This window comes from Kitasatospora herbaricolor, assembly GCF_030813695.1.
Lineage (GTDB): Bacteria > Actinomycetota > Actinomycetes > Streptomycetales > Streptomycetaceae > Kitasatospora > Kitasatospora herbaricolor.
The window spans coordinates 4,587,659-4,608,475 of sequence record NZ_JAUSVA010000002.1 but is presented as its reverse complement, the minus strand read 5'-3'; the positions used below and the strand labels follow the sequence as shown (position 1 = coordinate 4,608,475).

General features: G+C 74.3%; 15 protein-coding genes. All 15 read right to left on the bottom strand.

Going from position 1 to position 20,817, the window contains the following annotated elements; all coding sequences use genetic code 11:
* Positions 1–486: 486 nt before the first annotated feature.
* The 15 genes from J2S46_RS20570 to argH all read right to left on the bottom strand — a co-directional run bounded on the left by J2S46_RS20570 (position 487) and on the right by argH (position 20,776).
* A complete protein-coding gene (locus J2S46_RS20570) occupies positions 487–729 on the bottom strand; it encodes an acyl carrier protein (RefSeq protein WP_191288559.1) in 243 nt (80 codons plus the stop codon).
* Positions 726–4,655, bottom strand: a complete 3,930-nt coding sequence (locus tag J2S46_RS20565) for a non-ribosomal peptide synthetase (RefSeq protein WP_191288560.1) — start codon at positions 4,653–4,655, stop codon at positions 726–728. The genes J2S46_RS20570 and J2S46_RS20565 overlap by 4 nt, the downstream gene beginning before the upstream one ends.
* 1 nt (position 4,656) lies before the next feature.
* Entirely contained in the window at positions 4,657–5,838 is a 1,182-nt protein-coding gene (locus J2S46_RS20560; protein ID WP_191288561.1) for an alanine racemase, read from the bottom strand.
* Positions 5,825–8,917 carry an AMP-binding protein gene (locus J2S46_RS20555; RefSeq protein WP_191288562.1) on the bottom strand — a complete coding sequence of 1,031 codons (3,093 nt, stop codon included), beginning with the start codon at positions 8,915–8,917 and terminating at the stop codon, positions 5,825–5,827. The genes J2S46_RS20560 and J2S46_RS20555 overlap by 14 nt, the downstream gene beginning before the upstream one ends.
* Positions 8,914–9,543 carry an FMN-binding negative transcriptional regulator gene (locus J2S46_RS20550; RefSeq protein ID WP_191288563.1) on the bottom strand — a complete coding sequence of 210 codons (630 nt, stop codon included), beginning with the start codon at positions 9,541–9,543 and terminating at the stop codon, positions 8,914–8,916. Before J2S46_RS20550 ends, J2S46_RS20555 begins: the two co-directional genes overlap by 4 nt.
* Positions 9,543–10,712: an acyl-CoA dehydrogenase family protein gene (locus J2S46_RS20545; protein WP_191288564.1), complete on the bottom strand. Its 1,170-nt coding sequence runs from the start codon at positions 10,710–10,712 to the stop codon at positions 9,543–9,545. The genes J2S46_RS20550 and J2S46_RS20545 overlap by 1 nt, the downstream gene beginning before the upstream one ends.
* The gene (locus tag J2S46_RS20540) at positions 10,709–12,202 is read right to left on the bottom strand and encodes a class I adenylate-forming enzyme family protein (RefSeq protein WP_191288565.1); all 1,494 of its coding nucleotides are present in this window, start codon (positions 12,200–12,202) and stop codon (positions 10,709–10,711) included. Before J2S46_RS20540 ends, J2S46_RS20545 begins: the two co-directional genes overlap by 4 nt.
* Positions 12,199–12,711: a peroxiredoxin-like family protein gene (locus J2S46_RS20535; protein ID WP_191288566.1), complete on the bottom strand. Its 513-nt coding sequence runs from the start codon at positions 12,709–12,711 to the stop codon at positions 12,199–12,201. The genes J2S46_RS20540 and J2S46_RS20535 overlap by 4 nt, the downstream gene beginning before the upstream one ends.
* Before the next feature lie 74 nt (positions 12,712–12,785).
* Positions 12,786–13,640, bottom strand: a complete 855-nt coding sequence (locus J2S46_RS20530) for a TauD/TfdA dioxygenase family protein (protein ID WP_191288567.1) — start codon at positions 13,638–13,640, stop codon at positions 12,786–12,788.
* Positions 13,641–13,702: 62 nt separating this feature from the next.
* Positions 13,703–15,121: an asparagine synthase C-terminal domain-containing protein gene (locus J2S46_RS20525; RefSeq protein ID WP_191288568.1), complete on the bottom strand. Its 1,419-nt coding sequence runs from the start codon at positions 15,119–15,121 to the stop codon at positions 13,703–13,705.
* A 4-nt stretch (positions 15,122–15,125) separates the two neighbouring features.
* Positions 15,126–15,905, bottom strand: coding sequence for an enoyl-CoA hydratase/isomerase family protein (locus J2S46_RS20520; RefSeq protein WP_191288569.1), 780 nt, complete (start codon positions 15,903–15,905; stop codon positions 15,126–15,128).
* 224 nt (positions 15,906–16,129) lie between these two features.
* Positions 16,130–16,978: an EamA family transporter gene (locus J2S46_RS20515; protein WP_191288570.1), complete on the bottom strand. Its 849-nt coding sequence runs from the start codon at positions 16,976–16,978 to the stop codon at positions 16,130–16,132.
* A gap of 69 nt (positions 16,979–17,047) precedes the next feature.
* Entirely contained in the window at positions 17,048–17,995 is a 948-nt protein-coding gene (locus tag J2S46_RS20510; RefSeq protein WP_191288571.1) for a methionyl-tRNA formyltransferase, read from the bottom strand.
* A complete protein-coding gene (locus J2S46_RS20505; protein ID WP_191288572.1) occupies positions 17,995–19,185 on the bottom strand; it encodes an argininosuccinate synthase in 1,191 nt (396 codons plus the stop codon). Before J2S46_RS20505 ends, J2S46_RS20510 begins: the two co-directional genes overlap by 1 nt.
* Positions 19,186–19,234: 49 nt before the next feature.
* Positions 19,235–20,776: an argininosuccinate lyase gene (gene argH / locus J2S46_RS20500; RefSeq protein ID WP_191288573.1), complete on the bottom strand. Its 1,542-nt coding sequence runs from the start codon at positions 20,774–20,776 to the stop codon at positions 19,235–19,237.
* Positions 20,777–20,817 lie beyond the last annotated feature (41 nt).

The following is a 20,817-nucleotide window of genomic DNA, read 5'->3' as shown; positions in this document are numbered from 1 at the left end:
GACGAGGCTGTTCGAGGCTGTGCGGTCCAGGGCGCGGCCGACCGTGGAAGGAAGGATTCCGGCTGGAGATTCAGCAGCAGAGAAGCATGAATACGCCGGGTCCGTCGGTGATTTACCCAACTTTGTCAAGCATTCACCGTTTCGGGCAGTGGCGCTTCCCCAGTCCGATCGCTCCGGTGCGTGACTGTGTTCGGAGTGCGCCCCCTTGACCGGAGCGTGCGCCGTGCGGTCCGGTCGTGCGCCCCCGGGAAAGCGGACTCGGCGCGCCCCCGCCGTTCGGTTCGCGCCGTGCGCCGGCCACCGTCGGGGAGCGTCCCGCGGCATACCGCCGTCCGGGTGGTGCGACGGCCGCGTCCGGTGTCCCGGCCGGTGTCACGGCCGGCGGGAGCGGCGGGTGGCGGGCGGGCGCCACCGGCATATGACAGGGCGTCAGGCCGGCGGCGCCGCGCGGATGCCGACCGGCCGGTCCCGCGGCCGGAGCGGTGCTCAGGCGGGCCCGGCGGCCGTGATCGCGGCCTCCAGCCGGGCGACGGTCACCGGCCGGGCGAACAGCGCGGAGATGTCGAGGTCCACGTCGAAGGCGTCCTCCAGGGCCGACAGGATCTGCACCAGCGTCACCGAGTTGACCCCGGCGCCGATCAGGTCGAGGTCCGGGTCCTGCCCGGCCGGCCGGTGGCCGTGGGACTCCAGCTCGTCGAGGATGACGGCTCGTACGTGGGGAACGGTCATTGCTTCACTTCCTTGATCGCATCACTCACCAGACGCAGGTTCGCGCCCTCGAACACGTCGAAGTGCCCGCCGGTCAGGACGTGGGACTCCTCGACCCGCGCCACCCGGCCCCACGCGCCGTCCACCCGCTCGGCCGGTCCGTCACCGGCGCGGAACTCGACCACCGGGACCTCGCAGGGCACCGGCTCCCAGTCCCGCAGCAGGGCCATGTTCTGCCGGTACACCTCGAACCTGCTGCCGAGCGTCGGGTCGGCCAGCACCTGCCCGGCGTCGACGGCCACCCCGCCGGTCGCCCGGACGTCCCGGACGAAACCGTCGAGCAGCCGCTCGGTGGTGACGGCGCCCGGGTCGCGGGAGCCGGCCGAGACCGGGGTGTCGACCACCAGCACGCGTTCCACCGGTGCCGAGCAGACCCGGGCCGCCTCGAAGGCGAGGGCGCCGCCGAACGACCAGCCACCGAGGACCAGCGGCACGCCGTCCGACATGACCGGCGCGGGCAGCCGCTCCAGGCAGCGCCGGGCCAGCGCGGCCAGGGTGAGCGGGTCGCCGTCCGGCCCGGCCACCGGGGCGTCGAAGCCGACCACGTGGACGTCCACCCCGCCCGGCAGGCTCCGGATCAGGTCGGAGTAGCAGGAGACACCGCCGCCGACCGGCGGGAACAGCACCAGCCGCAGCCGGGGCCCGGCGGCGGCCCTCGGGTTGAACGACCAGATCCCGGAGTCCTGGGAGGCCCGGGCCCGCCGGCAGCGCGTGGCCAGGCCCGCCGCCGTCGGGTCCGCCATGAAGTCCCCGAACGGCACCTGGTAGCCGTACCGGCCGCGCAGCAGCGACAGCAGCCGGATCGCGTCGTACGAGCCGCCGCCGGACTCGAAGAAGTTCGCCCGGCCGGGCGGCGTGCCCAGGACCTCCTGCCAGCAGCGCGCCACCTCGTGCCGGTGCGGGTCCGAGCGGCCGGACCCGCCGGCCGCCACCTCCCCGGCCGGCTCCGCCGCGTCCGCCGGCGCCTCGTCGAGCGGCAGCCGTTCCAGCTGCCGGCGGTCCACCTTGCCGTTCGCGGTCAACGGGATCGCGTCCAGCTCCACGACGGCGTCCGGGACCATGTACGGCGGCAGCGCGTCCCGCAACGCCGCGTACGCGTCCTCGCGCCAGCCGGCCGGGGCGTCCGGGGCGAGGCTGACGAAGGCGACCACCCGCCTGCGGCGGCCCTCGCCCCGCACGCAGGCGGCGCAGCCGCGGACACCGGCCGCCCCCTCCAGCAGGTTCTCGACCTCGCCCAGTTCGACCCGGTGGCCGTTCAGCTTGACCTGGGTGTCGGTGCGCCCCAGGAACTCCACCACGCCGTCCGGGTGCCGGCGGCCGCGGTCGCCGGTGCGGTAGACCCAGCCGAGCACCGGATCGGCCAGGAACGCGGCTTCGGTCCTGGCCGGGTCGTTGAGGTAGCCGTCGGCGACCCCGGCGCCGGCGATCCAGATCTCGCCGATCTGCCAGTCGGCGCAGGCCTCCCGCGCGCCGTCGAGGACCAGGACGTCCTGACCGGCCAGCGGCCGGCCGTAGGGGATCGAGCGGCCGGCCCGGTCGGCCTCGCGGATGCGGTGCGCGATGGACCAGATCGCGCCCTCGGTCGCACCGCCGAGACTGATCATGTCGGCGTTGGGAGACAGCAGTTGGAGCGCTCCCGGCAGGGTCGGCGGGATCCAGTCGCCGCTCAGCAGGAAGGCTCGCACGGACGGGGTCCCGGCCCCCTCCTCCGCCAGCAGCGAGGCCAGCGCGGGTGCCGAGTTCCAGATCGTCACCCGGTGGCGGTCGATCAGCTCGGCCCAGGCCGCGGGGTCGCGGGCGGTGCCCTCGGAGAGCATCAGCACGGAGCCGCCGCGCAGCAGCGGCCCGAAGATGTCGTACACCGAGAGGTCGAAGCCGATGGAGGAGACCGAGAGGACGCGGTCCGCCGGGCCGAGAGCGAGTTCCTCGTTGACCGCGTCCAGGGTGTTGAGGACGGCCGCGTGCGAGATCACCACGCCCTTCGGCTCCCCGGTCGAGCCGGAGGTGAAGATGACGTACGCGGTCGGATCCGGCGCGGGGGCGCCCGCCGGGGCCGGGCGACATCGGCCGTCGGCGACCGCCGGCAGGGTCACCGTCGTGGCCCCGCGCCGGGCCCATCGCCCGTCCCCGTCGCCGGAGGTCCCGTCGTCGGTCACCGCGAACCGGACGCCCGCGCGCCGCGCGATGCTGTCCAGCCGGCCCTCCGGGGTGCCGTGGTCCAGCGGGATGTAGACGCAGCCGGCGATCAGCGCGCCGAGCACGGCGATCACCTGCCCGCGTCCCCGCGGCAGGTGCACGGCGACCCGGTCGCCGGGCCGCGCGCCGGCGTCGAGCAGCAGCGCGGCGAGCGTCCGTGCCCGCCCGGCCAGTTCGGCGTAGGTCAGAGTGCCGTCGGCGTCGTGCACCGCCGGGGCCGCGGGGGCGCCGTCCGCGACCCGCAGCACCCGGTCGTGCACCAGCTCCTGGACGGTCGTCCGCGGCGGCATGACCGGCGAGGCCCCCGGCGCGGGCGCGGCGACCCGGGTCCAGTGCTCCTCCGACGCGGCGAGCTGCCCGACGAGACCGGCGTACTGGTCCACGAAGTCCTCGCCGAAGCCCGGGTCGAAGGCGTCGCTGCGCCAGTCGAAGCCCAGCCGGAGCCGGCCGTCGGACTCGACCACCACCTGATGGTCGATCAGCACCTGCGGCACCCGCAGCCGCACCTCGTCCCAGCGCCGGCGCAGGCCGAGCTCCGCCTCGCGCCGGCCGTCGACCTCCAGGGCGGTGAAGGCGAACGGGTGGGGCAGCCGGCGCAGGTCGCCACCGGGGTCGGCGAGCCGGGCGATCTCGGCGCCGCTGAGCGAGCCGTGCACGGCCTGCACCAGGTACTGCGCCTGCACGGCCCTGGCGAGTTCGAGGAAGCTCTGCCCGTCCGTCGCCGGGACCTCCAGCGGCATGGTGCTGCCGTGGTTGCCCAGGCTGTCGGGGGCCGGCGGCGTGGTCCGCCGCGAGTGCAGGACGGTCACGGTGTGGGCGGTCCCGCCGCCGAGCCGTCCGAGGACGGCGCCGTAGGCCGCGAGGCAGACCATCGGGAGGGTGAGGCCGTGGGCCTTCGCCGTCCGCAGGAGGCGGGCGGCCGCGGGTGCCTCCACGGTGACCATCCGGTGCGTCACGCCCGGGCCGGCCTGCCGCCAGTCGGGCCGAAGCGGCAGCTCGGCGGCGTCCGGGAGGGCCGCTGCCCGCTCGCGCCAGAACCGCCGGTCGCGCTCGGAGCGGTCCCGGCGGGGCGTGGCCCGGGCGGCGGGCGGCGCGTCGGTGCGGGCGGTCTCGTCCTCGTCCCGGACCAGACCGGCCAGGAAGAGGCCGAGCGAGGCCGCGTCCATCAGCCAGAGGGCGTACACCAGGTGCAGCCGCGCCCGTAGGTCCGAGCTCACCACGACGACCTCGAACTGCCGCCGTCCGTCGAACGCGAAGTCGTCGGCCGAGAACCGCCGGCGGACCTCCTCGTTCGCCGCGTCGAAGTCGGCGTCGGCGACCCGCCGGAGGTCGACGCCGGCCCCGGCCGCGGCCTCGGCGGGCAGGGTGGACACCGACAGGTCGCCGGCCACGTCGGCCCGCAGGACGTCGTTGGCCCGCACCAGCCGGCGCAGCCGGTCGCCGATGCCGGGGACCCTTGCGGTGTCCAGGTCGCAGCCCAGGTAGTACCGCGCGGGGCCGCGCAGTTCCAGGCCCTCCTGGTCCCCGACCAGGTAGGCGCGCTGGATCGGGCTCAGCGCCCCGGGCGTGGTCGCGGCCGGTCCGCGGTCGTGCTGCGGTCCGCCGCCGTGGCCGGGGACGGCCTGCGGCGGGTCGGTCTGCGGCGGGTTGGTCTGCTGCGGGATGCTCTGCTGCATGGTGGTCCGATGCATGTCAGTGGACGATCTCTCCGACCTTGTCGCGGCTGAGGAATCCGCTGGGGCTGAACGTCGGTCCGTAGGCGCCCACACCCGAGAACACCAGGGTGTCGCCGACCTCCACGGCGGGCAGCAGCACGTTCTCGGCGAGGACGTCCAGCTGCGAGCAGAGCGGACCGGTCACGTACGCGGGGCTCAGCTCGTCCGGATTCCTCGCGCCGACCACCCGGACCGACGGCTCGCCCCGCCCCGCGCCCGCCACCAGGCGGCTCGCGATCATCATGTGGTTCATCCCGGCGTCGACCAGGACGTAGCGCCGGTCGCCGACGGTCTTGGTGTCCAGCACGGTGGCCAGCAGGCTGCCGGCCGGACCGACCAGCGACCGGCCGTACTCGCACACCACCGTGGCCGGGCCCCCCTCGCCGGGGACCTCCGGGTACTCGCCGACGGCCCGCAGGCCGTCCCAGTCCACCGGGGCGTCCCGGTCGCACCAGGGCATCGCGATGCCGCCGCCGACCGAGACCAGCTCGAAGGCCAGGCCGTACCGCTCGGCGAGCTTCCGGGCGCGCTCCAGCGCGGTGATCCGGGCGGCCCGGATCACCCCGGCGTCGGAGTACTGCGAGCCCCAGAACATGTGCAGCCCGGTGAGGGCCATCGGCGAGCCGCGCAGCACCTCGACGACCTCGGCGAAGTCCTCGTCGGGGATGCCGAACTGGTTCGGCGACGGGGCGGCGTCAGGGGTGCGGCCGGGGTAGGGCGTGTTGAGCCGGACGACGGCCCGTCCGGTGACCCCGAGCCGGCCGGCCACCTCGGCGAACAGCCGTGCCTGCGCCGGGGATTCGACGGTCACCGCGATCCCGGCCGCCAGCGCGGAGGCCGCCTCCGCCCAGGACTTCGCCGGGCCGGTGAACAGGATGTCCCGGGGCGGTGTCCCGGCGTTCAGCGCGGTCTCCATCTCGGCCGTCGAGCAGACGTCGAAGCCGTCCACCAGCGGGGCCAGCGCCGCCACCACACCGGGGTGCGGGTTGGCCTTCAGGGAGTAGTAGACCGCCGCGCCCGGCACCGACGCGGCGCGGACCCGTCGGGCGGCGGCCCGCAGGGCCTCCCGGCTGTACACGTACACGGGTGTCCCGCCGGCCCGGTGCACGAGGAGCCGGGCCTCGTCGTCGGTGAGCTCGGTCGCCTCATTGTTCGCCATGCAAGGCCCTTCCTGCCGCGGACAGTTCCGCGAGGACGTGGGTGTGGAGCCGGTCGATCACGTCGGGCCCGGCGACGCCGATCCCGCGCCGGTAGTAGTAGGTCAGGGCCATCTCCGAGCCCGAGACCTGGAGTTCGCCCTGGAGCTGGTAGCGCAGGGTGCGCCCGAGCGGGCGCGGCTGCCAGGCCCCGAGGTCGCGGACCCGCAGGCCGCGCCGCTTGGGATGCTGGTTGAACAGCACGGTGGAGAGCGGGAAGCAGTCCGAGCCGGTCAGCCCGAGGGCCTCGACCCGCTGGTCGAACTCCCAGCCGCTCCGCTCGGTGCCGTCCTCCAACTGCTGCGAGAATTCACGGGCGTTGTCCGACAGCGAGTTCGATCCGGCACCGCGGACGATGAGTTGGCTCATGAACATCCCGGCGGCGGAGGCCCGGGTGCCCTCGCGGATCTGCACCGGGACCACGATGGTCAGCGGGTGCGGCCCGAAGGTCCGGGTGACCGCCCGGTCGAAGGCGGCCAGCACGACCGAGAAGACCGAGACCCCGCTCGCGGCCGCGAGCCGGTGGGCCGTCCGGGCGCCGGTGACGCCGAACGGGCGCGAGGTGATCTCGCCCTCGCGGGCGTCCGGGCCGGTGCCCTCCGCCAGCTCGACCTGTTCGGCGCCGGCCAGCAACCGATCCCAGTGGTCGGCGTCCGGCGTCCGGCCGCTCGAGGCACGCCGGGTGGCCCGGCAGTAGTCCCGGAAGCTCGTCGGCGGCGGGGCTTCGCCGAGGTCCAGCCCGAGCAGGGCCGAGCGGAGCTCGGCGGCGAGCAGGTCCATGCTCAGGCCGTCCACGAACAGGTGGTGCGCCACCAGCAGGACCGAGCTGGTGGCGTCCTCCTGGACCACGGCCGCCCGCAGCGGCGGGCCCGTGGTCGGGTCGATCAGCGGCGCCACCGCGTCGGCCCGGGCCTGCTGGATCCGGGCCCGCTGCTGCGCCTCGGTCTGCCGGCCGGCGGGCGCCGGGTGGACGGTGACCGGGCAGCGCAGGTCGGCGGCCTCGGTGTGGACCTGCCGCGAGCCGTCCGGCGTGAGGGAGAGCCGGAGCACGTCGTGGCGGGCGATCAGCGTGCCGAGGGCGGCGGCCAGCTCCTGCGGTGTCACGACCCGGTCGAGCGGGATCTCCCGGGAGAGGTTGCACCAGTTGGCGTTGCCGTCGGCCATGCAGGTCGCCACGTAGGCGATCTGCCGGGTCGACAACGGCACCTCGGCACCGTCCGGGCCGGGCGTCGGCGGCCCGCCGGCGGCCGCCGGCGCCGGGTCGGTCCCGTCCACCGGGGCGGCCCGGCCGGCGCGTTCCAGCGCCCGGGCGAGCGAGGCCACGTCACGCCGGGCGAAGCAGGCCTGGACGGTCAACTCCGAGCCGTAGCGCCGGTTGACCTCCAGCACGAACTCCATCATGTCCAGCGAGGAGAGGCCGGCGTCCACGAAGGAGACGTCGGCGGGGTCCTCGGGCCCGAGGCCGAGCAGCCCGCGCAGCACGGTGGTGACGTCGGCGTCCTGCTCCACCGCCGCAGCGGGCTCCGGCCGGTCGGCCACGGACGCGGCCAGGGCGATCCGGTCCACCTTGCCGCTGCGCAGCAGCGGCAACTCCGCGCGCAGGTGGACGGCGGGCCTGGGCAGCCCGAGGCGCTTGGCGACGTCGCGGATCCGCTCGTGCAGCGACCGGTCCTGGCCGGGGGCGAGGTCCACCGTGCCGACGAAGGCCTGCGGGCCCTGCCGGTCGACGACCACGCACTGCCGTACGTCGGCCAGTTCCTCGACCTCGTCCACGAAGCGGTGGAAGGAGACGCGCCGGCCGGACACCTTGAGGTCGTTGCCGACCCGGCCGGCCACCACCAGCTCGCCGTCCTCGGTCCAGCAGCCGATGTCGCCGGTGCGCAGGGCCCCGGCCATCGGCTCGACGCGCAGCGTCCCCGGGCGCGGCCCGGGGCCCTCGGCGAGCAGGCCCAGCGCCGGGGCCGCCGAGGTGATGAGCACCTCGCCGCGCCCGTCGGCGTCCGGCCGGTCGAGCTCCACCGAGACGCCCGGGCGGGGCCGGCCGACCGGCAGGCCCGTCGTCCGCCTGGCGTCCCCGGCCCGGACGTCCCGCCGGTAGAGCTGCGCGAGGGTTCCCTCGGTCATCCCGTACAGGTTCACCAGCTCGGCGTCCGGAGCGAGTTCGGACCACTGCTCGACCACCCGGGCCGGCAGCACCTCGCCGGCGAAGAAGGCGTACCGCAGGTGGTCCAGCCGGGTGCCCGCGGTCCGCAGCCCGTCCGCGACCCGGCGCGCCAGGGAGGGGACCAGGAAGGCGATGGTGGCCCGGTTGCGGGCCAGGTGGCCGCCGAGCGTGAGCAGGTCCAGCTGGGCGTCGGCCTCGGGCAGGCAGAGGGTGCCGCCCGCGGTCAGCACGGCCAGCAGTTCGCGCAGCGAGGGGTCGAAGCTGACCCGGGTGACGGCGGCGCAGACGTCCAGCGGGCCGAGCGCGAACTCGCCCGAGAACCACGTCAGGAACGCGTGCAGCCCGGTCCGGCTGCCCACCACGGCCTTGGCGGCTCCGGTCGATCCCGAGGTCGGGATGAGGTAGCCGGCGTCCGGGTCGGGGTAGCGGTGCAGGCGGGCGGCAGCCGGCGCCCCGGCGGGGGTGTCCAGGACCGTCCGGCCGGTGGCCGCGTCCAGCACCAGCTCGGGCGCGTCGTGGGTGCCGCGGTACTGCGTGACGGTGGAGACGTCGCTGCTCAGCACGACGGACGGGCGGGCGGCCCGCTCGGTCCAGGCGTACCGGTCCGCCGTCGTCCCGGCGTCGACCGGCACCGGGACGGCCCCGCAGCGCAGCGCCGCCAGCAGCCCGACCAGGTAGGCCGGGCTGAGCGGGCCGAGGACCAGCACGTTGGTCCGGGGCGCGCCCAGCTCCACCAGCCGGCGGGCGAGGTCGTCGACGGCCGTCGCGAGCTGCGCGTACGTCAGGGCCCGGCCGCACCACTCGACGGCGGTGCGGCGGGTCGGGTCGAGGTCCAGCAACCGGGCGAGGGCGTCCGTCCGGACCGGGTCGGCGGTCATCCGGCGGGGGCGGTCGGCGGCCGGCGGACCAGGTCCGCGAGCTCCTGGCGGGCGGCGACGTCGCTGGTGGTCAGGGCCTCGGCGAGGCTCTCCATGCCGTCCTTGTTCTGGTTCAGCCGGAAGCAGGAGGCCAGGTCGAGGCCGGTCAACCGGAAGCCCACGATGTTCCGCAGGTACGAGGTGGTGAGGTCGGCGGGGATCTCGTCCAGCGTCCAGGAGGAGCCTTCGACGGTACGCCGCTGCAGCCGGTCGATCAGCACCTCGATGTCGGCGCGGGTGCGGGCCGGGTCGCTGAGTTCGAGCCGCCCGGAGATCTCCACGGCGCAGTAGAACCAGGTCGGGATGCGGCTGCGGGTGCCGAACCACTCGGCCGGCACGTAGCTGTCCGGGCCGAGCACCGTGAGGGTCGCGGGCGGGGCGGAGCCGAAGGCCTTCGACATCCCGTTGGCCCGGGCGACGTGCCCGGCGACGAACAGCTCGCCGTCCTCGTCCACCCGCAGGTCGACGGGCAGCGGGGAGGTGAACACCCGCCCCTGGTGGCAGGTGGCGAGGACGCCGAACGAGCGGGCGCGCACGAACTCGTGCACGGCTTCCGGCGGCAGGCTGAAGTGTTCTCTGGTGTACATCAGTGCTTGTCCTTGGATCGCGGGTCCAGCGGTTCCAGGCCGATGCCCTCGCGCGCGCCGCGCTGCGGCGGGTGGAAGGCGATCGCGTGCAGGCCGCCGGCGAGCAGGGTGAAGAAGCCGGTGCGCGCGAACGAGCCGCCGCCGGCCGAGCGCAGCAGCAGGCCACCGACGGCGCCCACCTCGTCCTCGACGGCGTCCCGCGCCCGGACGGCCAGATTGAGGCGCTCAGCTGCGCCGGCGCCCCGGTCGACCGCGTGCGCCGCGTCCAGCAGGCCGGCTTCCAGCCGGTCGAGCCGCGCCGCGGCCTCGGTCCAGCCGCGCGAGCCGGCCCGCCGCTCCGGCGCCGTGGCCTGTGCCAGGCAGGTGGCGACGCCGAGGTAGGAGGCGGCGACGAGCAGCTGGAACCAGGTGTAGCAGTCGGTGGCGAACCGGCGGCCCGGCTCGCCCCGGAGCGGGAAGACCCGGCCCCGCGGCACCCGGACGCCGGAGAGCCGCACCGCGTGGCTCTCGGCGGCGAGGAAGACCGGGCTGCGCCAGAACGGCTCCCGCTCCAGCCCCGGCGCGCCGGCGGGGACGAAGGCCTGCGCGAAGCCCTCGCTCTCCCCCTCGGGCGAACGCAGCTCGACCATCAGGGACATCGTGGTCATGCTGGTGGAGAGCGAGCAGGGCCGCTTCACCCCGGTGACCAGGTAGTCGTCGCCGTCGCGGACGGCCCGGCTGCCGAGGCTGCGGAGGTCCTTGCCGGGGACGGACTCCGCGCCGCCCGAGGCGACCAGTTCGGCGCCGCGGGCGAGGTCGGTGAGGATCGCCCGGGCGTGCTCGTCCCCGGCGGCCGCGACACCGCCGAGCGCGGCGATCTTGTAGTGGTGCATCGTGCTGGCGATCGCCGCCGACGGCGCCAGGGTGCCCAGAGCGCGCTGGAACCGGACGGCATCCGCCGCCGAGGCACCTCGGCCACCGCAGTCGGACGGGACGAGCATGGTGGTGGCGCGGGTGTCCTTCAGCGCGGTGAGGACGGCGCCGGCGTCCCGCTCGTACTCCTCGGCGCGCAGCCCGGGCTCCTCCGCCGCCAGCCTGCCGGACAGCCCGTCCGCCACGGCGTCGAGCCTGGCCGCCAGGCCGGGCCCGGTGGTGTCCGGGGTGGTGTCCCCGGGCGCGTGACCGATCACGTGTCGAACCCCTCGTCGTGCATCAGCCGCCGGACGGCGGCGTAGTCGGTCTTGCCGAGCGGAGTGCGCGGCAGCGCCGGCGCGAACTCGTAGCGCTGGGGCAGCTGGTGCGGGAGCAGTCGCTCGCCGAGCCGGCGGCGGACCGCGCCCGGGTCGAAGCCGTCGCCGGTGACGACCAGGGCGGCGACCCGCTCGGTGCTCGCGGGATCGGGGACCCCGACCACCGCGCTGTCCAGCACTCCGGGGCAGTCCCGCAGCGCGGCCTCGACCTCCAGCGGACCGACCTTGCTCCCGGCGACGTTGATGAAGCCGGACCGCCGGCCGCGGACGTGCCAGCCGTCCGGCTCGGCCCGGACGAAGTCACCCGTCAGCAGCCAGCCGTCCTCGAACATCTCCGCGGTGGCGGCGGGATCGCGGTAGTAGCCGCGGGCGAGCGCCGGCCCTCGGACGTGCAGTTCGTGCAGCGGTTCGGAGCCGTCCCCCTCACCCGCCACCGGGACCAGCCGCCACTCGACCCCGGTGACGGGCAGGCCGATCGAGCCGGCGCCCGCGTAGGCGCGGTCGAAGCAGATCACGCCGATCTCGGAGAGGCCGTACACCTGCCGCAACGGCAGCCCGTACCGCTCCAGGAACGCGCGCTGGGTGTCGACGGGCAGGGGCGCGCTGCCGGAGATCGCCAGCCGCAGGCCGGCCAGCGACGAGGCCGGCACCCCGCGGGCGGCGGTCAGCATCCGGTACATCACCGGCAGCCCGCTGGTCACGGTGACGCGGTGCTCCGCGATCCGCCGGGCCAGTCCCCGGGCGGTGAGCTCGTGGCCGCGCGCGAAGACCACCGTCGCGCCGCTCAGCAGGGCGGGCAGGGTCAGCACGTCGATGCCGTGGCAGTGGGCCAGCGGCAGTGCGCAGAGCACCACGTCGGCGGGGGTCAGCTCCAGGTCGGAGCTCCAGTACCGGACCCTCGCCGAGATGGCCTCCTGGGTCATCACGATGCCCTTGGGCTCCCCGGTGGACCCGGAGGTGCAGTGCACCACGAAGTCCTCGTCCCGGTAGCCGTCCAGGACCAGGGCGCGGTGCCGCGGCGCGTCGGCGACCGGCCGCAGCTCGAACGATCCCGGCGCGGACCCCTCGTCCACGGCGAGCCGGGCCACGTCGAACCGGGCCGCTTCGCGGGCCAGTTCGGGCCCGGGGAGCCGGCTGTCCAGCAGCACGGTCACGATGCCGAGCTTCGCGGCGGCCAGGTAGAGCGCCACGAACGTGCCCGGGTCCCCGACCGCCAGCCCCAGGGCCTCGCGGCCGGCCGGCGCGGGCGCCCCGGTGTCCGCCGGCGCGGCCAACCGCCCGGCCGCGGCCTCGACCGCCGCCAGCAGCGACCCGTAGGAGGACACCGCGCCGTCCGGGGTGACCACGGCGGGCGCCCGCGGGGCGGCCAGGGCGACCGCCCGGAAGGCGGTGTACAGCCTGCCGGGCGGCCGGGACCCGTCGGCGCTCACACCTCTCCCCGGGCCGGGTAGTCGTTCTCGTTGATCCAGCGGATCGTCTCCACGACCTCGTCGAGGTGCGGCCGCAGGAACGGCATGGAGGTCTGCACCGCGGCGTACAGCGTGCCGTCCGGGCGGACGATGAACACGCCGGGCTCGCCGAACTCGTTCGGCTGGCCCTCCTTGATGGCCTTGGAGATGTACAGCCCCCACTCGCGCATCGAGGCCAGGGTCATCCCGTGGCCGACCTGCACCCGGGAGAGCCCCCACTCCTCGACGGCCCGCTGGGCGCGGTCCTCGTCGTCGCCGCTCACGGCGATCACCGAGGTCACCCCGACCTCGGCGAACTTGTCGATCAGGCCGTCGAGTTCGGTGATGTGCGCCCGGCACATCGGGCAGTGCACGCCGCGGTAGAAGACCACCAGGGTGAAACGGTCCGGGTGCTGGTCGGCGAGCACCCAGCGGCCGCCGCCGACCAGGGGGACGTCGAGGGTCGGCACCGGCTGTCGAGGCTTGAGCATGTCGGCTTCCTAGCGGGAGTGAGGGGTGGGGGCTTCGGCGCGGCCGCCGGCCGCCGCCTGCGGGGCTTCGGCGCTCAGAGCGTGATCTGGCCGCGGAACAGCACCCGGGTGCCGCCCGCGCCGATCGCGGTGCGCCCGTGCAGGGTCCGCTGGTTGTCGATGACGACCAGGTCGCCCACGCTCCAACGGTGCTGGTAGGTGAAGCGCGGCTCCCGCAGGTACGCGTCGAGCTCGCCGAGGAAGGTGTCCGACTCCTCGGGGGAGAGGCCGGGCACGCGCACCTGCCAGCCACGGGTGGCGGTGCCGGCGGGGAAGTTCAGCGCCAGGTTGAGCGAGCGGACCCGCCCGTGGTCCCGCACCGAGGGGACGGCGTACCAGTCCTCGGGGACGTTCGGGAAGTAGCCGCGCTCCTCGACCAGGTACTCCAGGGCGCCGGCCCGGTCCAGCGGTCCGCGCAGGTGGTCCGGCATCTCGGCCCAGGCGGCCAGCTGGTCGCAGATGAACGTCTCCCCGGAGCCGGGCGCGTCCGAGAACTCGTGCGCGTACAGGATGATCAGGTCGGTGCGTTCGCCCACCAGCAGGCCGTCGGTGTGCAGCGGCAGCATGCCGCGGCCGGTGACGACCTTGCCGGGGTCGTGCGAGGCGTTGAGCTTGAGCAGGTCGGCCTGCCCCTCGCCGAACTTGTGGTCGACGGTGCGGCCCATCGCGTGCACCAGGGTCTGGAACTGCTGCTCGTCCAGGTCGAGCCCCTTCACCAGGACGCAGCCGCCGCTCAGGGCGGCGGTGCGGACCTCCTCGCCGAGGGCGGTGAGGGCGGTGAGGGGGGTGCGGGTGTCGCTGCCGGCGTCCGGGGCGCGGTCGTCGCCGGTGAGCGTGATCACGGTGCCCATGCCGGATTCCGTCAGGGTGCGCGAGGTCGCGGTGGTCATGCGGTCGGTGCTCCTTGGTTCGGTCGGCTGCTCGTCCCGCGGCGGCGCGGGGCGGGTGGCGGTCACTGCGCGCGGACCCGCCGCACGGCGCGCTCCAGCAGGGCCCAGGGGTCGACGGGCTCCAGCTCGCCCTCGGCGGCGCGGTCCACCAGCTCGGCGAAGCAGGCCTGGTAGAGCAGCTCGCGCCGGGCGGTGCCGGTCTCCTTCTCCAGCCGGCGCATCACGCCCTGCTGCAGACCGCCGCCGTGGTGGACGGCGATCTTGCGGCGCCAGGCGATCTGCTCCGGCACCCGGGCGCCCATCGCGGTGCGCAGGTGGAACTTCTCGCGGCCAGCGCTGACCTTGCACTCGGGCGTGGTCTCCAGCGCGGTGCGCATCACCGGCCAGGCCCAGAACGGGTGGTGGGTGGTGGTGCCGTAGGCCAGCGGCATCCGGTTGGACAGTTCGTTGCTCAGCCGGGTCCGGTCCACCGCCGAGAGGACCTGGTCGATCAGGTCGTCCCGGTGGTCGAAGGGCCGGTAGAGGCCGGCGTTGATCAGGTCGCTGCCGTAGCCGGTCAGGACCACCCGGTCGGCCGGGACGGCGGCCAGGCGCTGGACGGACGTGGCGGTCAGGGCCACCTCCACGACCTCCGGGTCGGCGACGCCCAGCCAGCGGACGGCCTCCGGCACGGAGGCGATGATCTCGTCCTCCGAGAGGTGGACCGGCCGCAGTTCCAGGCCCAGTTCGGCGCAGAGCTCGGCCGCGTCGTCCAGCTCGTCGCCCCAGGGGGTGGCCACGCTGTACGGCGTGACCGGCAGCCCCGCGGTGGCCGCGAGGTAGGTGACGGTGCCGGAGTCGATGCCGCCGGAGAGCAGCGTGGCATAGCCGGCGCCCGCCGGTTCGGCCTCCCGGATCCGGGTGATCTCGGCGGCCAGCGCGTCGAGCTGGGCCTCGCCGGCGGCGAGCGCGTCGTCCCGGTGCGGGTCGCGGAAGTCGCTGACCGGGTCGTGCCGGTCGGTGCTCTCCCGGAGCCAGCCGCCGTCCGCGCGGCGGTGCCGGGAGACGGTGCCGTGCCGCAGCCGCTCGACGCCGCGCAGCAGGGTGGCCCGCTCGCCGGACGGGACGCCCGGGGTCAGCTCGACGGGCAGGCCGAGGGCGGGCAGCACCAGCGGGGCCAGCAGCAGGTCGGTGAAGTAGGCGAAGCTGCCGCGCAGGCGGTTCGCCGCGTAGTAGACCGGGTCCTCGTTGAGGGCCGAGATCCGGACCGTGACGGCGTCGCCGTCGATCCGCAGGGTGGAGGCGGGCGCCGCCGAGGGTGCCGCCGAGGGCGCGGTGAGGGTCCGCACGTCCAGGGTGAACGGCAGGGTCCCGGGCAGGGCGGTACCGGCCGGGCCGCGGTGGTGCACCCACAGGTCGCCGAGGTCGGCGCACTGCGCCAGCGGGGCGAGGGCCGGGACGGGGACGTTGGTGACCACGCACCACTTGCTGAGCGGAGCCATCGGATCAGGCCTTCCCGATGATGCGGCGCATGCGCTGCTGGGCCTCGCCGGCGGAGAAGGCGGTGCGGTGCGAGCGCTTGCCCTCCTCGCGGACCCGCTGCAGGCCCTGCACGTAAGGCCCGTTGACCCGCGCGCGGGTCGACTGCACGGCCGCCGCGGTGTAGCCGGCGATCCGTGCGGCCCGCTCCAGGGCCCGGTCCAGCAGGTCCTCCGGCGCGGTGACCTCGTGCAGCAGCCGGTCGGCGAGCGCGCGCTCGGCGGGCCATTCGTCGCAGGTGTAGAGCATGTCCTGCATGACGCTGCGCCCGACGACCGTCTCCAGCATGTAGCCGCCGAAGTTGCAGGCGATGCCGACCCGGAACTCGGGCATCACCAGGGTCGAGGCGCTGCTGCCGATCCGCAGGTCGCAGCAGAGCGCGATCTGCAGGCCGACGCCGATCGCGAAGCCGTCGATGGCGGCCAGCACGGGCTTGGAGATGCCGGCGACGGTGCTGTACAGCTCGGTGATGTCGTCGATCCAGGCGTCGACCTCGTCGCCGCCGTGGAACTCCGACACCTCGTTGAAGTCGCCGCCGGCGCCGAAGGACCGCCCGGGGCCGCCGTACAGCACCACGCAGCCCACGCTGTCGTCGGCGTCCAGGTCCAGCATCAGCCGGGTGAGTTCGCGCATCCGGGCCCGGCTGAACGGGTTCTGCTCGTGCGCCTGGGAGAACTCCACCAGGGCGACCCGGTCCGGCCGCACCTCGCACTTCATGCTCGCCGTCGCGGCGGTGATCACTGGCATGGCAGTCTCCCTGTGAGGACTGGAAGGTCTGCGCCCCACGACCGGGGCGGAGTTGGGGAAGACGGACGTTCGGGTGGGGGGTCGAAGGTCCCGTTTGTCCGGCAGGGGCTGCCGATCGGAGCCGATGACTTCCGTGTAGGGCACGATCTCTCCTCGGCGAGGCGGCGGAGCGGCGGAGCGGTGGCGCGGCGGAGCGGTGGCGTGATGGCGCGGCGGGCGCCCGGTCAGCGGTACGCGAACAGGAGCACGCTGCCGACCGCCAGGGCCACGCCGCAGTGCTGGACCGGCCGGATCCGCTCCTTGAGCACGAACCTGGCCAGCACGACCGTGCTGACGGGGTAGAGCGAGGAGAGCAGTCCGACCACGGCGAGGCTCCCGCCCCGGACGGCGACCAGGAACAGCGCGCTCGACGCCATGTCCAGCAGCCCGGACAGCAGGGCCGGCCGGGCGGCCGCGGCGGGCAGCCGCAGGCTGGTCCGGCGGGCGGCCGCGATGCCCAGCAGCAAGGTGAGCGAGGCACACCGGGCCCAGACCAGCGGCCAGGGGCCGGAGTGGCCGGGGGTGCGGGACAGCAGTACGAAGAAGGCCCCGAAGCCGGCCCCGGCGAGCAGCGCCAGGCCCAGGCTGCGCAGGGTCTCGCGGCGGCCGCCGTCCGCGTCGGGGGTCGCGTCGCCCAGCGAGACCAGCAGGACGGCGCCGAGCGCGGTGACCACGCCGAGCACCGCGAGCGTGGTCAGGCGGTCGCCCGTCAGGACCCCCGCCACGACCGGGAGCGCCGCGGCGGCCGCGGCCGTGGTGGGGGCGACCAGGCTCATCACCCCGCCGGCCAGAGCGCGGTAGAGGAGGATCGCGCCGACGCTGCCGCAGAGTCCGGCCAGGCCGCCCCACAGCATGTCGCCCCAGCCGGTACCGGACCGGGAGAGCACGGTGACCAGCAGCAGTGCGGTCGCCAGGCCGGCGGCGTTGGACCAGATGACGACCACGGCCGCCGCCGCCCGCTTCGCCGCCAGCCCGCCGACGAAGTCGGCCGAGCCGAGCACCAAGGCCGATGCCAGGGCCAGGACCAGATTCACAACGAACTCCTCTTCCGGGGTACCGGGCCGGCCGCGCGCCGGCCGGCCCGGTGGTGGGGCGTCGGTCCGTCAGGGGTGGCCGGTCAGGTAGCCGCCCATGACGCGGAAGAACTCGACCCCGGTGAACTCCCGCCCGTCGTCGGTGCGCAGCCGCTCCAGCACCACGCCGGGCTCGCTGCCCCGGCGGGCGTCCGGACCGCAGACGACCGCGACGCCCTCGCCCTCGGGCCGGAAGACACGTCCGACGGTGCCGCCGAGCCGGCTGCCCGAGACCGAGGCCGACAGGATCCGGACCCGCTCGCCCTTGAAGAAGGCGAAGGCGTTCGGATACGGGTCGACCTGCGCCCGGACCAGGTTGACGATGTCCCGGGCGGGCAGCCGCCAGTCGATCCGGCTGTCCTCGACCGACCGCTTGTGGAAGAGGGTGGCCTCGGCCGGGTCCTGCTTCGTCCAGTCGGTACGGCCCGAGGCGATCAGGTCGAGCGCCTCCAGGGTGGCCGGGGCGAACAGCTCCACGGTCTTGTGGAAGAGGTCCGTGACGGTGTCCCGGTCCTCGACCGGGACGCGTCGCTGCACGACGATGTCGCCGAGGTCGAAGTCTTCGTTCATGAAGTGGACGGTCACGCCCACCTCGGACTCGCCGTTCACCAGCGCCCAGTTGAGCGGCGCGAAGCCGCCGTAGCGGGGCAGCAGCGCGTCATGGATGTTGATCGCGCCGTGCTTGGCCAGGCCGTAGACCTCCGGTGCGACCCAGGTGCGCCAGTCGGAGGAGACCAGCAGCTCGGGTTCGACGGCCCGGATCCGTTCCTTGGTCTCGTCGTCGTCGGCGTACTTGCGCTCCAGCACGGGGATGCCGTGCCGCTCGGCGAGCTCCGCGACCGAGTCGTTCCAGATCGTCTCGTAGGCGTGGTTGCTGGTCGGGTGGGTGACGACCAGCGGCACCTCGTGCTCCGAGGCCAGCAGGGCCTCCAGCACGCGGTGGCCCCAGGTCTGGTACCCCATGAAGACGACGCGCATCAGACCTGACCCCCGGCGGCGGGGCGGGTCAGCGGCAGCGACCAGACGTAGGCGAATCCGGCCCCCGCCTGGTGGTTGAAGGTGTCGCCGGCCTCGTAGGTGGCCAGCGCGCCGCTGTAGCGGGAGAACGGCGAGCGGCGGCCGGCGATCGCGAACGAGCCCTTGTAGAGCTCCAGGGTCACCTCGCCGGTGACCGGGCCCTGCAGCGAGTCCGTGAAGGCGTCCATCGCCCGCCGCAGGTCGGAGAACCAGTAGCCGTAGTAGACCAGTTCGGCGTAGCGGGCGGCCATGCCCTGCTTGTGGTGCAGGGTCTCGCGGTCGAGGACGATCGCCTCCAGCTCCTCGTGCGCGGCCATCAGCAGGGTGGCGGCCGGAGCCTCGTAGATGCCGCGGGTCTTGAAGCCCACGATCCGGCTCTCGACGATGTCGACCCGGCCGACGCCGTGCTGCGCGGCCACCGCGTTGAGCCTGGTGACCAGCTCGGTGAGGCCCAGCTTCTCCCCGTCCAGGGTGACCGGGTGCCCGGACTCGAAGCCGATGGTGACCTGTCGGGGCTGGTCCGGGGCCTGCTGCGGGCTGTTGGTCAGCTGCCAGGCGCGGGCCGGCGGGGCGAGGGTGATGTCGTCCAGCTCGCCGCACTCGATGCTGGTGCCCCAGATGTTGGTGTCGATGCTGTACGGGTTCTCCTTGCCCACCGACACCTGGATGCCGTGCTTGCGGGCGTAGTCGAGCTCCTCCTCGCGGGTTCTCAACTCCCAGTCGATGACCGGGGCGAGGACCTTCAGGCCCGGGTCCAGGGCGGTGACGCTGGTGAAGAAGCGCACCTGGTCGTTGCCCTTGCCGGTGGCGCCGTGGGCGACGGCGTCCGCGCCCACCTCGTGGGCGATCTCGACCATCCGCTGGGCGATCAGCGGCCGCGAGAGCGGCGCCGCGACCAGGTACTTGTTCTCGTACCGGGCGTGCGAGCGCAGCGCCGGCAGCGCGAAGTCGTTCAGGTAGCGGTCGGTGAGGGGCTCGACGAAGACCTCGGAGGCACCGGTGCGCACGGCGCGCTCCCGGACCGTCTCCAGCGATTCGATCTGGCCGATGTCGGCGCAGAAGGCGACGACCTCGGCGTTGTAGCGTTCCTTGAGCCAGTGCAGCGCGACGGAGGTGTCCAGTCCTCCGGAATAGGCCAGCACGATCTTCATCAGGACTCCAGATCCGGTTCTGCGTCGACAGGGTTCGGGGCGGGAGCGGTCACGCCTGGGTGAGCGGCGGCAGCTCGGCGACCACGGTCGCCAGCACCTTGGCCGCGTCGGCGCCGCCGGCGACCTCGCGGGCCGCCCGCAGGGTGGCCCGCAGGGCGTCGTCGAGCTTCTGCTCGGTGTCGGCGCACCACCGGCGGTGGGCGTCGGCGGTCCGGCGCAGCTCGTCGCGGACATCCCGGACGCTGTCCGGCGAGGTGCCTCCGGGGCTGGTGTAGCTGGTGACGGCGTTGCGCGGGGCGAAGATCCGGGCCAGTACCGCCTCCTCGACCGGGTGGCCGAGCTCGGCCAGGATCTCGGCGCCGAGCGCGGTGTCGCGCAGCGTCGAGCCGCGCTTGAGCAGGGCGGAGACCAGGGAGCCGCTGATGTGGTGGGCCTCGCGGAAGGCGATGCCGTGGTCGGACACCAGGTAGTTGGCCAGCTCGGTGGCGGTGGAGAAGTTGTCCCAGCAGAGGTCCTCGCCGCGGGTGCTGTCGAAGGTCAGCCCCCGGGTCTGCCCGGCGATCACCTTGAGGGTGGAGAGATAGGTGTCGATGGCGTTCCACAGGTACGGCTTGTCGTCCTGCAGGTCGCAGCTGTAGCCGAGGGTGACGCCCTTGGCCATGGTGAGCAGCTGGACCAGGGTGCCGACGGTGCGGCCGGCCCGGCCGCGGGCGAGCTCGGCGACGACCGGGTTCTTCTTCTGCGGCATGATCGAGCTGCCGGTCGCGTAGGCGTCCGGGACCTCGCACAGGCTGTACTCGTGGCCGCTCCAGACCACGACCTCCTCGGCCATCCGGGAGAGGTTGTTGCCGCCGATCGCGAACGCCGAGGCGCTCTCGATCAGGTAGTCGCGGGCACTGGTGGCGTCCAGGGCGTGGCTGAGCACGTCACCGAAGCCGAGCAGCCGGGCGGTGACCTGGCGGTCGAGCGGGAACGAGGTACCGGCCAGCGCGCAGGCGCCGAGCGGGGACTCGTCGGTGCGGTCGTAGGCTCCGCGCAGCCGGCGGACGTCGCGCAGCAGCATGCTGGCGTGCGCGGTCTTCCAGAACGCGACGGAGACCGGCTGGGCGGCCTGGCTGTGGGTGTAGCCGGGCAGGATGGCCAGCAGGTCCTCCTCGGGGAAGGACAGCAGCGTGTCGATCAGCGCGAGGTTGGCGCGGACGCTCTCCAGCTGCACCCGGCGCAGGTACATCCGGGTGTCGGTGGAGACCTGGTCGTTGCGCGAGCGGGCGGTGTGCATGTGGCCGCCGACCTCGCGGCCGAGGTCCTCGATGACCATCTGCTCGATGTTCAGGTGGACGTCCTCGAACTCCGGACGCAGGTTCAACTCGCCGCGCTCGCTGCGCTCCTGGAGCGCGAGCAGGGAGCCCAGGATGGACCGTGCGGCGGTCTCCGGGATGATGTCGCGGGCGCTGAGCATCAGCACGTGGGCGATGTCCTGCCAGAGGTCGGCGAAGACCAGGCGGACGTCGATGTCGGTGGTGAGGGTGTAGTCGAGGACATCGGGGGTGATGTCCTCCTCGAAGCGGCCGCCCCACAGCTTTTCGGTCACTGGTGCTCATTCCTTGAGATCGTTGTCCGGCAGGTGGACCG

Excerpts from the sequence above, each read along its gene's own strand:
- J2S46_RS20570 (WP_191288559.1), bottom strand. The coding sequence starts at position 729 with ATGACCGTTCCCCACGTACGAGCCGTCATCCTCGACGAGCTGGAGTCC.
- J2S46_RS20565 (WP_191288560.1), bottom strand. The coding sequence starts at position 4,655 with ATGCATCGGACCACCATGCAGCAGAGCATCCCGCAGCAGACCAACCCG.
- J2S46_RS20560 (WP_191288561.1), bottom strand. The coding sequence starts at position 5,838 with ATGGCGAACAATGAGGCGACCGAGCTCACCGACGACGAGGCCCGGCTC.
- J2S46_RS20555 (WP_191288562.1), bottom strand. The coding sequence starts at position 8,917 with ATGACCGCCGACCCGGTCCGGACGGACGCCCTCGCCCGGTTGCTGGAC.
- J2S46_RS20550 (WP_191288563.1), bottom strand. The coding sequence starts at position 9,543 with ATGTACACCAGAGAACACTTCAGCCTGCCGCCGGAAGCCGTGCACGAG.
- J2S46_RS20535 (WP_191288566.1), bottom strand. The coding sequence starts at position 12,711 with ATGCTCAAGCCTCGACAGCCGGTGCCGACCCTCGACGTCCCCCTGGTC.
- J2S46_RS20530 (WP_191288567.1), bottom strand. The coding sequence starts at position 13,640 with ATGACCACCGCGACCTCGCGCACCCTGACGGAATCCGGCATGGGCACC.
- J2S46_RS20525 (WP_191288568.1), bottom strand. The coding sequence starts at position 15,121 with ATGGCTCCGCTCAGCAAGTGGTGCGTGGTCACCAACGTCCCCGTCCCG.
- J2S46_RS20520 (WP_191288569.1), bottom strand. The coding sequence starts at position 15,905 with ATGCCAGTGATCACCGCCGCGACGGCGAGCATGAAGTGCGAGGTGCGG.
- J2S46_RS20510 (WP_191288571.1), bottom strand. The coding sequence starts at position 17,995 with ATGCGCGTCGTCTTCATGGGGTACCAGACCTGGGGCCACCGCGTGCTG.
- J2S46_RS20505 (WP_191288572.1), bottom strand. The coding sequence starts at position 19,185 with ATGAAGATCGTGCTGGCCTATTCCGGAGGACTGGACACCTCCGTCGCG.